Origin of the sequence: Streptomyces xantholiticus (genome assembly GCF_014651015.1) — a bacterium.
GTDB classification, from domain to species: domain Bacteria; phylum Actinomycetota; class Actinomycetes; order Streptomycetales; family Streptomycetaceae; genus Streptomyces; species Streptomyces xantholiticus.
On sequence record NZ_BMWB01000014.1, the window covers coordinates 81,058 to 95,817 of the forward strand.

A 14,760-nucleotide genomic window follows, 5' to 3' on the forward strand; every position below is an offset into this window, starting at 1 on the left:
TCGGCGCACCATCCACCGCCGATTCGCAGGGAGCGCCATGAAAGCCGTGCAGGTCATCGAGTACGACGAGCCGCCAGTGCTCGTGGATGTGCCGGACCCGCAGATCACCGGTCCGCTGGATGTGATCGTGAAGGTGGGAGGTGCGGGAGTCTGCCGCACCGATCTCCATATTCTCGAAGGACAGTGGGCCACCAAGAGCGGGGTCGCCCTGCCGTACACCATCGGCCATGAGAACGCCGGCTGGGTGCAGGAGGTGGGTCAGGCCGTCACCAACGTCAAGGTCGGCGACCCGGTGATCCTGCACCCGCTCGTGACCTGCGGTCTGTGCCGGGCCTGCCGGGACGGCGACGACGTGCACTGTATGAGCTCGGCCTTCCCGGGGATCGACGCCGACGGGGGCTACGCCGAGTACCTGAAGACCACCGCCCGCTCGGTCGTGGCGCTCGACCCGTCCCTCGAGCCGGCCTCGGTGGCGGCTCTGGCCGATGCCGGGCTCACGGCGTACCACGCTGTCGCCAAGGCGGCCCGGATCCTGCGACCGGGTGACCGGGCCGTGGTGATCGGCGCCGGGGGCCTCGGGCACATCGGCATTCAAGTGCTCCGGGCTCTCTCTCCGGTCGAGATCATCGTGATCGACCGGAGCGCGGATGCCCTCGCCCTCGCCAAGGAACTCGGGGCCGAGCACACGCTGGTCGCCGACGGCAGTGAGACCGAGCGCGTACTGGAACTCACCGGAGGACACGGGGCGGAGGCGGTTCTGGACTTCGTCGGCGAGGGGGGTGCCGTCGAGACGGGCGTGGCCTGCCTGCGCCGTCACGGCAACTACTACGTGATCGGTTACGGAGGCCGACTCGACGTTCCGACGATCGACGTCATCTCCACCGAGATCAACTTCATCGGCAACCTCGTGGGGTCCTACAACGACCTGTCCGAGCTGATGGTGCTGGCGGCCCAGGGCAAAGTCGGCCTGCACACCCAGCGATACCCCCTCGCGTCCTTCAAGGACGCCCTCGACGACTTGTCCGCCGGTGCCGTACGCGGCAGAGCGATCTTGATTCCCTGACGGTCGAAGGAGTACTCCCATGCGCAACGGTTCGTACAAGGGCCTGGTCGCCGCCGCGATCGTCGTGGCCCTCACCGCCACTGCCTGCACCGGTCAGGACCCTGTCGAGAACAAGCCGGACAAGCCCGCGCTGTTCAAGCCGGGTTCGGAGATCAGCTACAGCAAGTACAGCAAGAACTACCCCAAGACGAAGGTCAAGGACGTCCCGGGCCCCTGCAGCTACGAGTCGATCAGCCGCAAGGACTACTCCGGTCAGACGCTGAAGATCATCAGCCATGCCATCCCCGTCATCGGCGAGCCGACCCAGCTGCATGCCGAGCAGTTCGAGGAGATCACCGGGGCGAATGTGGAGGTGATCAACGTCCCCTTCGGGGAGTTGCACCAGAAGATCCTCACGCCTCTGCAAGCAGGCCAGCCGGCGTACGACGTCATGTTCTACCCCTCCTTGTGGATCGGCGACATGGCCCCTCATCTGGCCCCGGTACCGAAGAAGTATCTGGACACTCCCGGCATGAAGGACGTCACCAAGGCCTACATGGACGTGGCGACCTGGGACGGGAAGGTCGTGCAGTACCCCGTGGACGGGGACAGGCACTACCTCAAGGTCCGGACGGATGTCCTTGAGGACCCGAAGCGGCAGGCGGCGTACAAGGCGGCCACGGGCAAGGACCTCCGGACTCCGAGGACGTGGACCGAATACCAGGAGATCGCCGCGTACTTCAGCGGCAAGGATGTCGACGGCGACGGCAAGCCGAACTTCGGCAGTGCCGAGGTGACGAAGCGTGACGACCTGACGTTCTCGGCGTTCATCAGCCGGGCGGCACCGTACGTCAAGCACCCGGACGTCGAGGGCGGCCTCTTCTTCGACCTCGAGAGCATGAAGCCGCTGATCAACACGCCCGGTTTCGTACGCGCCCTCGAGGACATGGTGAAGGCCAAGTCGACCTGGGCACCCGGCGGCGCGAACTTCGGTCTGGGAGACGAGATCCTCTCGTTCGGCGGTGGCCAGAGCGTGATGTCCTATTCATGGGACGACGCCTTCATCCAGGCCCAGCAGCCGGACGGGACGATCCGCAACAAGATCGGGGCGGCGGAGTTGCCGGGATCCGACGAGGTCTACAACCGCACCACGAAGGCGTGGGACAAGAAGCCCAACCAGGCGCCCTACTTCACCTGGGGCTGGACGTCGGCGGTGGCCAAGGCCGCGCGCAACCAGAACATGGCCTTCGACTATCTGTGCTTCTTCAGCAACGAGGCCAACACGGCTCTGGACCTGACCATCGGTCGTTTCGGTGTCAACCCCTACCGCAAGGCGCACTTCGACGCGGACTTCTGGGAGCAGCAGGGCTGGGACAAGGACGTCGCCGAGTCGTACGTCCGCACGCTCTCCGGCATGGAGTCGAGTACCAACCGCGTCTTCGACCTGCGCGTACCGGGTGTCAACGGGTACATGTCGGCACTGGCCAACGGCGTCGCCGCGGCGCTCGCCGGGCAGAAGGCTCCGCAGCGCGCGCTGGACGACGTGGCCGCGGAGTGGGAGAGGATCACCGACCAGATCGGCAAGGACAAGGTCCGGAGCGCCTATCGACATGTGGTCGCACTCGAGGACAACTGACCTGATCGCAGGGCGCCCCGGGTGGCCGGCCGAGCCCGTCGGCCACCCGGGGGCGCCCGCCCACTTCCGCAAGGACAACCATGGAAGCTCTGCGTCGGCACAAGAGCATGTTCCTCCTCCCAGGACTGCTCACGCTCGCACTCATCATCATCTTTCCGCTTCTGTTCACCATTCGTGTCAGCTTCTCCGGCTGGAACGTCAGCAACCCGCAGTTGGACTTCATAGGCGGGGCCAACTACGCGACGATGCTGCACGACAGCCGATTCTGGGCCTCGATCATGCGCCTGGTCCTGCTGGCCGGCGGCACGGTCCTGATCCAGTACGTGATCGGATTCGGGATGGCCCTGCTCGTCTGGCGTGAGGCACGCGGCCGTCGTCTGTGGCGGGTGCTGTTCCTCGTCCCCATGATGACCACTCCCGTGGTGATGGCCGCCATCTGGCAGATGATCTTCCACGAGTCGCTGGGGCCGGTGAACGATCTGCTCGGGATGCTCGGCCTCGCCGAGGTGCCCTGGCTCACCGAGTCCGGTCCGGCGCTGGTCGCGCTGATGACCGTCGAGGTCTGGCAGTGGACCCCGTTCATGTTCCTGTTGCTGCTGGCCGGCCTGTTGAGCCTCCCCAAGGAACCGTTCATGGCCGCAGCCATCGACGGGGCGGACGCTTGGCGCACCTTCCGGAAGGTGACGTTCCCGCTCATGGCGCCGGTGTCCGTCGCGGCAATCATCATCCGGCTGATCGAGGCGTCCAAGCTCTCCGACAGCGTCTACGTGCTGACCTCCGGGGGGCCGGGCTCCTCCACGGAGACGCCGGGCTACTACCTCTACATCCAGGGGCTCAGGGATCAGCAGACCGGGTACAGCGGGGCGATGTCCCTGACCTATCTGGTCCTGATGATCGTCACGCTCACGGTCGTCGCCGCCTTGCTCGCCAGGGCCTTCAAGCTGAAGGGGGACTCATGAGGTCGCGCCTTTATCCCGTGTTCAAGTACACCGTGATCGCACTCTGGGCCTGCTTCGTCGCAGGACCGTTCTTCTGGGCCATGACGACCAGTTTCAAGGACGTCAACGGCGTCCAGGGTGGCGCCACTTACCTACCATGGCTGCAGTACGAACCCACCGTCATCGGGTGGCGCAACATCTTCGGCGGAGCCGGGGGTGTCGATGTGATGCAGCCCTTCTTCAACAGCGCCGTCGTCACCCTCGCCGCCTCGGCCATCAGCCTCGTCCTCGGGTCCCTGGCCGCCTACGCGTTGTCCCGATACCGCTTCAAGTTCGGCTTCATCAAGAACAGCGACATCGTCTTCTTCTTCGTGTCACAGCGGATCATGCCGCCCGTCGTCCTGGTGATCCCGTTCTTCTACCTGTTGCAGTGGACGGGCCTGCTGGACACGATCCTGGGCCTGGTGATCGTGACGGTTGCCCTGCTGCTGCCGATCGCGGTCTGGGTGATGGTCGACTTCTTCAACGGCATTCCGCGTGAGATCGACGAAATGGCCATGCTCGACGGCTGCGGCCCGTTCCAGACCTTCGTGCGTGCGATCCTGCCGAACTCCCTGCCCGGGCTGACCGTGGCCGCGATGTTCTGTGCGGTGTTCGGCTGGAACGACTTCTTCTTCGCCTTCCGGCTGACCTTCACCGAGGTGCAGACCCTGCCGCAGGCTGTCGTCGCCCTCAACTCGTCCATCCCGCCCTGGTGGACCCTGTCCGCCGCTGCCCTCTTCGGCGTGGCGCCGCTGATCCTTCTCGCGCTCTGGGTCGAGCGCTATCTGTCCAAGGGAAACCTCTCGGGAGCGGTCCGATGAACCTGAGTGCTACTGATCTGTGCCTGACCGTCGACGGCGTCGACCATCTCAAGCAGGTGACCGCGACCTTTGTGCCGGGACGGCTCCACACTGTGATCGGCCGGACGATGGCGGGGAAGACGACCCTGCTGCGGGTCCTGGCAGGTCTGCAGGCAGTGGATTCCGGCGCACTGACGAGGGAGGGAGCCGACTTCCTCAAAACGCCGGTGTGGCGACGCGACACCGCCATGGTCTACCAGCAGTTCATCAACTACCCGCATCTCAACGTGTTCGACAACGTCGCTTTCCCGCTCAGGCGGGCGGGACTGTCGCGAAACGAGATTCGGCGACGTGTGATCAGCAGCCTGGCACGCGTCGGGCTGGCCGACTTCGAGCGGCGCAAGCCGTCTCAGCTCTCCGGTGGCCAGCAGCAGCGGGTTGCGCTGGCTCGCGCCCTTGCCCGCGGCACGGGCATCCTCCTGCTCGACGAGCCGCTGGCAAATCTGGACTACAAGTTGCGCGAACAGTTGCGCGACGAGTTCAGAACCCTCTTCTCGGACCAGGGCGACACGGTGGTGATCTACACCACCACGGAACCCGCCGAGGCGATGATGCTCGGTGACGTGGTGCTGGTCATGCACGAAGGACAGATCCTCCAGATCGGTTCTCCGCAGGAGGTCTTCGAGCGCCCGGCGACGACCACGGTGGCTTCCATCATCAACGACCCGCCCATGAACATCTTCACGGGACGCATCGAGAGCGGGCAGGTCACGGTGGCAGGCTTCCAGGCGACGCACGTGTCCGCGCATCTCGCCGACCTGCCCGACGGGGTCTACCAGTTCGGCCTGCGCGCGACGGACGTCAGCCTGGCCTCCGCCGGCGTCGAGGGCGAGGTCACCTTCGTCGAGATCTCCGGCTCGGAGACGTTCGTCCACGCGGCCGTGGGCGAGACCCCGTTCGTCATACAGATCGAGGGCATCCATGACGTCGCTCTCGGCGACCTGGTGAAACTGCGACTGCGTCCTGAGCGCCTGTTCGCCTTCGACGAGGAAGGGTCGCTCGTGCGGACGCCTTCCTACGATCTCGCTCCAGTGGAAGGACGTTGATATGACGCAGTTGGACATCGTCGACGTCGGGCACAGCTACACGCCTGGGTCCGAGGAGGAGCGGTGGGCTCTCAAGCCACTCGGGCTGACCTTCGAGGCCGGCAAGACCTACGCATTGGTCGGACCGTCGGGCTGCGGCAAGACCACGCTTCTGAACATCCTGTCCGGGCTGGTCAGGCCGTCACAGGGCCAGGTCCTCTTCGACGGCGCCGACGTCACGGCTCTGCCCACGAAGGCGCGCAACATCGCCCAGGTGTTCCAGTTTCCCGTCATCTACCAGTCGATGACGGTGTACGAGAACCTCGCCTTCCCCCTGCAGTGCCGCCGGTGGGACAAGGCAAGGATCGATGCCAAGGTCCATCAGGTCGCCGAGGCACTGGACCTGGACGACCGGCTCAGACAGCCCGCCCGGCGGCTCACCGCCGACGACAAACAGCTCATCTCGCTCGGCCGTGGTCTTGTCCGCGACGACGTGGCGGCCGTGCTGATGGACGAGCCACTGACGGTCATCGATCCACAGCTGAAGCACTCGCTGCGGCGCAAGATCCGTGAGATCACCGAGCAGTTCCGGCCCACAGTGATCTACGTTACCCACGACCAGTACGAAGCAATGAGCATTGCGCAGGAAGTGCTGGTCATGAAGGACGGCCGAGCCATGCAGCAGGGCACCCCGGAGCAGCTCTTCGAGGCCCCCTCGTCAACGTACGTCGGCTACTTCATCGGATCGCCGGCAATGAACTTCCTGACCGTGGACCGGACCCACGGGAACGTCACTCTTGGGGGCCGGGCCCTGGCCATGGCGTGGGACATTCCGCAGAGCACCTCCGAGAGCCAGGTGGGAATCCGGCCCGAGTACGTCGAAGTCGTCACGGAACCCGGGCCCAATACGTTTCCCGCCAGGCTTCGGGACGTCCGGGACCACGGGCCGCAGCGGGTCTTCGAGATGGAGGTGGCCGGCCAGCTCATCCGGGCGAAGGTGCCGCGGGAGAACGGAATTCCGGCGCTCGAAGAGTTCCTGGTGCATCTTCCGCGCGCCAAGGCCCTCCCCTATGCGGACGGTCGCCTCGTACTCCACTCGTAGAAATCATTGGACAGGTGGCTCCGGGCCCTGCCCGGGCCCGGAACGCTTCGTGCTCCTCCTCGGTGGCGCTGCGCCGTGTGCGGCTGGACAGGTCCCCTGCTCGGGGCCTGCTCCGGCATGGCGGTGGCAGCTGCTCGCGGACTGTCGGTCTACGGCTCCAGCAGTGGCTGCTCGGTCCAGACGGTCTTCCCCTCGCGGGTGTAGCGCGTACCCCAGCGCTCGGTCAGCTGGGCCACCAGGAACAGGCCACGCCCCCCCTCGTCAGTGGTGCGTGCCCGACGCAGATGGGGTGAGGTGTGACTGGTGTCGGTGACCTCGCAGATCAGAGATCGTTCACGGATGAGTCGCAGGATCACGGGGCCGGTGGCGTACCGGTAGGCGTTGGTGACCAACTCGCTGGCGACCAGCTCTGTGGTGAAGGCAAGGTGCTCCAGGCCCCATTCGGTCAGCTGGGCTGTCGTCAGGGTTCTGGCCTGAGCGGCGGAGCTCGGATCCAGCGGAAGCCGCCACGAGGCGACGTTCTGCGGGGGGAGCACACGGGTACGGGCGATGAGCAGGGCGATGTCGTCGGCGGGGCGAGCGGGTACCAGGGAGTCGATCACCGCCTGGCAGGTCCGTTCCAGGGGGTCTGCGGGGCGGGTGAGCGCCTCGCACAGTCGTGCCAGGCCTGTGTCGAGGTCGATGTGGCGTTCACCGATGAGTCCGTTGGTGTAGAGGGTCAGCAGGCTTCCCTCGGCCAGTTCGACGTCCCGGGCCTCGAACGGCAGGCCGCCCAGGCCGAGGGGTGGGCCTGCGGGCAGCTCGAGCAGGCTCACCTGTCCGTCCGGGGTGGTGACCGCCGGTGGTGGGTGGCCGGCGCGCGCGACGGAGCACAGCCGGGAGACCGGGTCGTAGAGGGCATAGAGGCAGGTGGCTCCGATGACCTGCTCGCCCACGGGCTGTTCACCGACTGCTTCCTGTTCGGCCGCCAACAGGTTGACCAGGTCGTCCAGGCGGGAGAGAACCTCGTCCGGTTCCAGGTCCAGGCTCGCGAGGGTGTGTACGGCAGTACGCAGCCGGCCCATGGTGGCTGCGGCGTGGAGGCCGTGACCGACCACGTCGCCGACAACGAGCGCGACCCTCGCCCCCGACAGGGGAATGACATCGAACCAGTCGCCGCCCAGCCCGGAGGCCGCGCCGGCGGGGACGTAGCGAGGGGCCACCTCGACGGCCGATTGGGGCGGAACCGCCCTCGGCAGCAGGCTGCGTTGCAGGGTGAGCGCGGTCTGTTGCTGCTGGGTGTAGCGCTGGGCATTGTCGATGCAGACGGCGGCGCGCGAGGCGAGTTCCTGGGCAAGCGTGAAGTCGTCGGCTTCGAACGGGTCGGGGCGCCGCGAGCGCCACAGGCTCATCGCTCCCAGCACCAGGCCACGTGCGATCAGGGGAACAACGATCAGGGAATGGACACCGGGGTCGGGAACGAGCTCACCCCGGCGCGGTTCCACGGCGAATCGGTCGGGCTGAAGAACGGACTCCAGAACCGCCTGTCCGTCGGCCAGGCACCTGGCTTGTGGGGTGTCCGGTGCGAACTCGACGGGTTCCCCTCCGGGCTGCAGTGTTTCGGGCTGCCCGGTCAGGTCGCTACGAACCGCCACCCGTACGACGGACTCCGTGCCCTGGGCCGGCTCCTCACCACGCGTCACCTGTTGCGACAGGTCCACTGATACATGGTCGGCCAGCTGAGGGACCATCACGTCAGCGAGTTCCCAGGCCGTCTCTCCCACATCGAGCGTGGTTCCGATGCGGGTGCCGGCCTGGGCGAGGAGCGCCAGCCGAAGTCGAGCCCGATGGCGTTCGGTGATGTCCTCGATGGTCTCGGCCACTCCCAGGACCCGGCCGGACGGATCCTCCAGCCGGAAGGCCGATACGGACGCGGCCCGCTCTCGTGTCGGATACCGCTCCAGGCGGGTGTACTGCTCGGTGGCGACCAGTGATCTTCCGGTCTCCAACACCCGGCGCACCCGGTCCACGGAATTCCGCGCGTCCTCCGCAACCAGTAACGCACCCGTGGGCATTCCCCGGAATGAGGCGGCCGGAACGCCGGTGAACCGTTCGACCGAGCGGTTGACCCGGAGAATCGTCATCTCAGGACTGTGGACGACGAGCCCGATCGGGCACCGGCGGAACAGTCCGTCGAGAACCGCGCGGTCCCTTTGCCACTCGAGGATCGCCTCCGCCGGCGCCCCGACGAGGAACCACTCACGGACGCCACCGGCGCGCAGGAGCGCACGTACCCTCAACCCCATCTGCACGAGCCGCCCGCTGCGATGCCGCACCGCCAGTACGCCGAACCAGCCTCCGGCTCTCCCGCACATCGCCGCGGCCTCCCGGGCGGCCGGCCGGTCGCGGGGGTCGATCAGGACTTCGCGCGCCCGACGGCCGATCACCCCTGTCTCGGGGTGGCCAAGCAGTTCCTCGGCCCGCCGGCTCCATCCGACCACGATTCCCCGGTCGTCGAGCACCGCCGAGGCGGCCAGGTGCAGAGCGAATGGATCGTCCCGGCTCTCGCTGAGCACCGTCATCCGCTGGTCCACAGCTGGACACCACCTCTCTCGCTACCGATGTTCTCCCGCTGGTGTGCCCGGGACGGCGTGGCTCAGCCCTGACCGTTCGCCTCGCCGCGGCACAAGATGTCCGAGGCAAAAGCCCAGGGATGCCATGCGAGCCTATTGAACCCGGTCGAGCCCGGCAGACTTCCGGGCACTGTGTCACGGCGTGGCGGCCATCACCTGCACGGTCGCACCAGGGTGCCGCGCTGCCTGCGGACACGTTCTTTCCTCAAGGACGGCCGGGGCCGGAGTCGGCGCGCGATCGGGCCCTTCGGTACACCGGGTGGCTGCTGGACCTGCCGAGGTCTTGCCTGCCGAGTTCTTCGGCCGCCTGGCCGCGGGGCATTGTCCGCCCCCGGCAGCTGGACCGCAGAAGGGTCCCCCCGCGCCCCGCGCACGCCCGGCCCTGCCCGGGCCTGCCTGCCTGCCTGCCCTCAGGACGACCGCGCCGACGGCGGCACCGTCCAGGATCCGTCCTCAAGGATCGCTCAGGTGGTGGTTCTTTGATCGCCCGGGCACGAGGTGCGCCGGCCGGGTGACCGGCACGGGTTACCGGGAATCAGCCCGCGGCGCGGGCGGGGAACGACAGGACGGCCTCGCTCAGGGCTCCGGTGCCTTCCCAGTTGAGTGCATGTCCCGCGCCCGGCACGGTGACCATCCGCGCGCCCGGGATCCCCTCGGCGAGCCGCCGGGCGTGACCGGGCGGGGTGGTGCGGTCGGCCGCGCCCACGACGACAACGGTCGGCACTGTGATCTCGGCCAGGCGTGGGTAGCGGTCCTCCTGGGAGAAGGCCCGGACGATGGGCAGGAGCGGTGCGTGGTTCTGCCGCAGGAAGAGGTCGCGGAACACCGAGATCATTGCCGGGGACGGGCGGCTGCCGCACTGGGCGGCTCCGAACAGGACGCCACCGGTCGGAGTGCGCACCCACCGCTGCAGAACGCCCGTCCTCAGCAGTGGAATCTGCAACCGGTTCTGCGGCGCTCCCCGGTAGATCCGGCCCGCCCAGGTCGCGGCCAGTACGAGACCGCGCAGGCGCCGTACGAGGCCGGGGTGGTCCAGCATCGCGCGAATCGCGACGAAGCCACCCATCGAATGACCCACCAATACCCCGTCGCGCACGTCGAAGTGTTCCAGGACCGCGGCGTAGTCCGCGGCCATGGGCCCGGAACCGGCCCCCTCGCCACCGAGTGTGGAACGCTCGTGGCCGCGCTGGTCGAAGGCGATGACGCGGCGGCCCGCTGCGAGCAGGTCCTGCCACAGAAGGTTCCACTCCAGCAACGAGACACCGTATCCGTGCGCGAGGACGACCGGCGGCCCGGCCCCCGCGGCGACCCCTCGCAGCACTGTCCCGTCCGGGCGGTGTATGAGCGCCTCGTCACCCTCGGGTTCCCGCACGAGGCGATCTCGGGGCACGGGGTCGGGGTTGCGTTCGATTCCGATGGCCACGGCCCGCGCCGCCGCCGCGCCCGCGGCCCCCAGAGCTGCGATGGCGGCGCACCCCGCTGTTCGGCGTTTCACTTCTGCCTCCCCGACGTCGGTGACTGCTGGATCCTATCTTCGGGTCAGCCCCGCCGGCCGATTTCGTACTGCCGATCGGGCACTTGCACACCCGTGGTGCTCGGCGTGGGACCGCTCGGCGGCGAGGCACTGACACTGGCGGAAGGACTGGCGGAAGGACTGGCGGGCGGACTCGCGGGAGGGGTCGCCGTGGGGGAGGAGGCCGACTGGCTGGGGCGGCTGTTGGAGGGGCGGGGGGTCGGCCTGGCCTTCACGGGTGGCGGCGGGCTGGTGGCAGCGGGAGCTCGGGGAGCCGGTGATTCCCGGGGCGTTTCCGTCGCGCGAGGAATCCGAGTTCCGGCACTGCTCCGGTCCCTGACGCCTCCTCCTCTGGCGGGGCGCGTTGCCGGACGTTCCGCTGAACGTGAGTTTGTCGGTGATTCGGTGACCTCGACATCGGGCTCGTCGGGAGATACCCGTTCCGGGCTCGGCAGTGCTTGTGGAGTGCCGGCGGAGTGCTGGGGAAGCAGCGATGCAGCGGCCAGGCCGCCGAGCACGGCGAAGGTGGCCGCGGCAAGGGTGCGTCCACCGTACTTCTTCAGTCGCGACGGGCAGCGGCGCCGGGCTTCGGGCACATCGGCTGGAGAAGTGGGGGACCAGGAAGCGTCGGGGGACTCGAAGGAGTGCGGTTCCTCGCTGAAGAGGACGTCCCACACCGCCGGGTCGGCTTCCGGAGCAGCGACGCTCCGATCGCTCGGCGGTGCCGTGTCGGATTCGTACGCCCCGCACTCCGGGCACGTCACGGTGCCGTTGAGGGGACGGCGGCAGGGAGAGCAGTAGTCCATGCGCTCGACCGATCAGTGAGTGGGTCGCTGGAAGGAGCCATGCGCCGCCGACCCGGCTGGGCAGCAGCCACCGGCGGCCGGAAGGCGATGCCGGGTGTCTTCGGAAGAAGGAATCCTTGGCATGTGCGAACCTCACTCACTCACCGGTCTGCAGGTGGGTCACCGGTTACCGAGGAAAACGGGACCGGGTGAGTCGCCGTTCAAGCATCGACCGAAACGTGGGATACGCAACTCCCTTGAGGTTGTGGCTGGTCACGTCGCCGCCCCGCTTCGGTGTCCGAGCCGCCGGCCCCGCGTCCGTCCGAGCCGACTACGTCATTTCCTGACGCTGAAGCCCCTCTGCGGCGCGACGATCCCCGGCCCGGTCCGAATCGCGCATGCGAGCGAGCGCCGTCAAACCCTAGGCAGCCACGCAGTTGGCCGGTACCTTGCGCCCCTGCCCGCCGCGACATGCGGCAGGGCGACAGCACATCGAGGGGGGTACCTTGCGCGACTTCAGCCTTCCGCCGCTGGTGGAGACCCCGGCGACGGGAAGCCTTGCTGACTCGGTCCATGACGTGGCCGAGCGTGACCCGAAGCTGTTACAGCTGTCCCGGCGCAGCAGCGATCCGGGCAGCGACGAGTGGGTTCCGGTGACCGCCTCCGAATTCCGTGACGAGGTCATGGGCCTGGCGAAAGGGCTGTTGGCCGAGGGCATACGGCTCGGTGAGCGGGTCGCCGTGATGTCCCGGACGCGCTACGAGTGGACGCTGTTCAGCTATGCGCTTTGGTCGATAGGCGCCCAGCTCGTACCCGTCTATCCCACCTCCTCGGCGGACCAGGTCCGTTGGATCCTGTCGAACGCGCAGGTGGTCGCCATCGTGGTCGAGCATGAGGACCATGCAATGACGGTAGGAGCGGCCTGCGGCGGGCTGACGCTGCTCCGCTCGATGTGGCAGTTGGACTCGGGCTGCGTCCAGCGGCTGACGGATCGGGGGCGGCACGTGCCCGACGCCGTGGTGCATGGTCACCGCCGGGCGGTCGGGCCGCAGTCGGTCGCCGCCATCACCTACACCTCGGGCACCACCGGGCGGCCCAGGGGTTGTGTGATCACCCATGCGAATCTCGTGGTCGAGTGCGACACCCTGTACGCCGGCTGGAAAGGCATCCTCGCCGAGCCGGGCGAACAGCCGTGCATTCTCGCCTTTCTGCCGCTCTCCCACATCTACGGCCTGATGGTGCAGGTGGCCTGCTTGCGCGGTGGCGTCCGGCTGGGGCACCAGCCCGATCTCTCGCCCGAGGCGCTGCTGCCGGCCCTCGCGTCCTTCCGGCCGACCTACGTCTTCGCCGTGCCGTACATCTTCGAGAAGATCTTCCACAAGGCGCGCCGTGCAGCCGCGGAGGCAGGGCGGGGGGAACTGTTCGACAAGGCCGTGGCCACCGCGGTGCGCCATGCCGAGGAGGTCGAGCGGCGGGACAGGGGAGAGGGACCCGGCCCGGGGCTGAAGCTCCGGGTCGCGCACGCCCTCTTCGACCGGCTGGTGTACCGGCGACTGCGGACCGTGCTGGGCGGCCGCGTCCGGCACGCCACATCCGGCGGGTCGACCCTCGACCGGGAGCTCGGCCTGTTCTTCGCCGGTGCCGGTATCACCATCCATGACGGATACGGCCTCACGGAGACCACGGCCGCCGTGACCAGCCAGCCGCCGGGTCACCCCCGGTTCGGCACTGTGGGCAGGCCGTTGCCGGGCTGCGCCGTACACATCGCACAGGACGGGGAGATCTGGGTCCGCGGTGGTGTCGTCTTCGCCGGTTACCACGACGACCCTGTGGCCACCGAGTCGGTACTGCGCGACGGCTGGCTGGCGACGGGTGACGTGGGCCGGCTCGACGACGGCTATCTCGTGATCACCGGGCGCAAGAAGGACATCATCATCACCAGCGGCGGCAAAAGCGTCAGCCCCCAAATCCTGGAGGATCGCCTGCGCAGACATCCTTTGATCTCCCAGTGCCTCGTGGTCGGCGACAACCGGCCTTTCATCGCGGCCCTGATCACCCTGGACCTCGAGGCGTCGAAGCACTGGTACCAACTGCGGGGGAAACAGCTGGCGTACCCCCAGGAGGCAACGATCGACAAGGAAATCCATGCGGAGATCCAGCGGGCCGTGACCATGGCGAACAGCGCGGTGTCACGGGCCGAGTCGATCCGGGCGTTCCGGATACTCCCGAACGAGTTCAGCATGGACGACGGCCTGATGACGCCGTCACTCAAGCTGCGGCGGGGCGCGATCGTGACGGCGTACGCGGCGGACATCGAGGAGCTGTATTCGTCCTGAGCCGGAAGCCGCCCCGAGCACCGTGCGTGATCCGGTGCCCTGCCGTCTCCACCGGTTTGTCAACACGCAGCCGGGTCCTGCCACTTGGAGGTGGACGGACGCGACACCGCACGTGCCGGGCCCTGGAATAATCCCGCCCGTGGACGACGACCGAGTGGTGCCCCTGACGGGCGGCACGCAGGACCCCTGGCCGGAGTGGCGGCACGAGTACCCCCTCACGGCGCCCGACGGGCACCCGTACGTGCTGGCCGCCGTGCGGATGACGGTCCCCGCCAACCGGCACTGGCAGCAGCACCGCCTGGTCGAGAACGTCGACCTGCCGGTCAGGCTCGGGCCCCTCTTCAGCACCGTGCCGGTCAGCCACTCGTTGCTCCAGGAACCGCACGGCGGCCAACACTGCCGCTTCAGCACTACCACCGGCCTGCGGCTGTGGCAGGACAGCGATCCCGACCGCTGGCCGAACACGCTCTACCGGCGCTTCGAGCAACAGGACGGCCCGCGGCGAGGGCTCGGGGAAGTGACGGTGACACTGCGCCTGCGGTCCAGGGACGGTGTCACGTTGCAGGTCGTGCGCACCATAAGCGAGTGCAACGTGCGAGCTGACGCTCGACTGGTGCTCGCTCAACTCCCCCGGCGGCTCACCGACGTCCGGGCATGACGGCCCGGAGGCCCGGGTGCGGCAGGGAACCGCGCCGCGAGGCCAGACGGGCCACCTGCCGGGCGCCAGAACCACGTGCGGGACGCGCCGCCGGGCGCGCGGGCCGGTGCTCTGCGCGTCCCGGATCCCCGGCCCGCGCGGCTCCATCAGCTGTCCGTGCAGCGGCCGGTCGACCACGCGCACGTCCTGATGGACGGCGAGACCGTCGGCG

General features: G+C 68.0%; 11 protein-coding genes. 8 read left to right on the plus strand and 3 right to left on the minus strand.

The features are described from left to right. Positions 1-37 precede the first annotated feature (37 nt). From IE198_RS20750 to IE198_RS20775, 6 genes are all read left to right on the plus strand, one after another. Positions 38-1,063 carry an NAD(P)-dependent alcohol dehydrogenase gene (locus IE198_RS20750; RefSeq protein ID WP_189888764.1) on the plus strand — a complete coding sequence of 342 codons (1,026 nt, stop codon included), beginning with the start codon at positions 38-40 and terminating at the stop codon, positions 1,061-1,063. A gap of 19 nt (positions 1,064-1,082) precedes the next feature. Then, on the plus strand, positions 1,083-2,678 hold the full coding sequence (locus IE198_RS20755; protein ID WP_189888766.1) for an extracellular solute-binding protein: 1,596 nt from the start codon (positions 1,083-1,085) through the stop codon (positions 2,676-2,678). Positions 2,679-2,758: 80 nt separating this feature from the next. Beyond that, complete coding sequence (locus tag IE198_RS20760) at positions 2,759-3,637, plus strand: carbohydrate ABC transporter permease (protein WP_189888768.1); 879 nt, start codon at positions 2,759-2,761, stop codon at positions 3,635-3,637. Next, complete coding sequence (locus tag IE198_RS20765) at positions 3,634-4,479, plus strand: carbohydrate ABC transporter permease (RefSeq protein ID WP_189888770.1); 846 nt, start codon at positions 3,634-3,636, stop codon at positions 4,477-4,479. The genes IE198_RS20760 and IE198_RS20765 overlap by 4 nt, the downstream gene beginning before the upstream one ends. After that, complete coding sequence (locus IE198_RS20770) at positions 4,476-5,564, plus strand: ABC transporter ATP-binding protein (protein ID WP_189888772.1); 1,089 nt, start codon at positions 4,476-4,478, stop codon at positions 5,562-5,564. The genes IE198_RS20765 and IE198_RS20770 overlap by 4 nt, the downstream gene beginning before the upstream one ends. Before the next feature lies 1 nt (position 5,565). Beyond that, positions 5,566-6,645 carry an ABC transporter ATP-binding protein gene (locus IE198_RS20775; protein ID WP_189888774.1) on the plus strand — a complete coding sequence of 360 codons (1,080 nt, stop codon included), beginning with the start codon at positions 5,566-5,568 and terminating at the stop codon, positions 6,643-6,645. 149 nt (positions 6,646-6,794) lie between these two features. On the opposite strand, the gene IE198_RS20780 is transcribed toward IE198_RS20775, so the two are convergent. From IE198_RS20780 to IE198_RS36925, 3 genes are all read right to left on the minus strand, one after another. After that, positions 6,795-9,206 (minus strand): SpoIIE family protein phosphatase, encoded by a 2,412-nt coding sequence (locus IE198_RS20780; protein ID WP_189888936.1) that lies wholly within the window; start codon positions 9,204-9,206, stop codon positions 6,795-6,797. A gap of 586 nt (positions 9,207-9,792) precedes the next feature. Continuing rightward, on the minus strand, positions 9,793-10,752 hold the full coding sequence (locus IE198_RS20785) for an alpha/beta fold hydrolase (protein ID WP_229834158.1): 960 nt from the start codon (positions 10,750-10,752) through the stop codon (positions 9,793-9,795). A 44-nt stretch (positions 10,753-10,796) separates the two neighbouring features. Further along, positions 10,797-11,576 (minus strand): SCO2400 family protein, encoded by a 780-nt coding sequence (locus IE198_RS36925; RefSeq protein ID WP_444545426.1) that lies wholly within the window; start codon positions 11,574-11,576, stop codon positions 10,797-10,799. Between the two features lie 485 nt (positions 11,577-12,061). Between IE198_RS36925 and IE198_RS20790 the strand changes: the two genes are divergently transcribed. Both IE198_RS20790 and IE198_RS20795 read left to right on the plus strand, forming a co-directional pair. Continuing rightward, positions 12,062-13,891: an AMP-dependent synthetase/ligase gene (locus tag IE198_RS20790; protein ID WP_189888776.1), complete on the plus strand. Its 1,830-nt coding sequence runs from the start codon at positions 12,062-12,064 to the stop codon at positions 13,889-13,891. Between the two features lie 139 nt (positions 13,892-14,030). Further along, a complete protein-coding gene (locus tag IE198_RS20795) occupies positions 14,031-14,549 on the plus strand; it encodes a hypothetical protein (RefSeq protein WP_229834159.1) in 519 nt (172 codons plus the stop codon). The last annotated feature ends 211 nt before the right edge of the window (positions 14,550-14,760 follow it).

Excerpts from the sequence above, each read along its gene's own strand:
- IE198_RS20770 (WP_189888772.1), top strand. The coding sequence starts at position 4,476 with ATGAACCTGAGTGCTACTGATCTGTGCCTGACCGTCGACGGCGTCGAC.
- IE198_RS20750 (WP_189888764.1), top strand. The coding sequence starts at position 38 with ATGAAAGCCGTGCAGGTCATCGAGTACGACGAGCCGCCAGTGCTCGTG.
- IE198_RS20775 (WP_189888774.1), top strand. The coding sequence starts at position 5,566 with ATGACGCAGTTGGACATCGTCGACGTCGGGCACAGCTACACGCCTGGG.
- IE198_RS36925 (WP_444545426.1), bottom strand. The coding sequence starts at position 11,576 with ATGGACTACTGCTCTCCCTGCCGCCGTCCCCTCAACGGCACCGTGACG.
- IE198_RS20755 (WP_189888766.1), top strand. The coding sequence starts at position 1,083 with ATGCGCAACGGTTCGTACAAGGGCCTGGTCGCCGCCGCGATCGTCGTG.
- IE198_RS20780 (WP_189888936.1), bottom strand. The coding sequence starts at position 9,206 with ATGACGGTGCTCAGCGAGAGCCGGGACGATCCATTCGCTCTGCACCTG.
- IE198_RS20765 (WP_189888770.1), top strand. The coding sequence starts at position 3,634 with ATGAGGTCGCGCCTTTATCCCGTGTTCAAGTACACCGTGATCGCACTC.
- IE198_RS20760 (WP_189888768.1), top strand. The coding sequence starts at position 2,759 with ATGGAAGCTCTGCGTCGGCACAAGAGCATGTTCCTCCTCCCAGGACTG.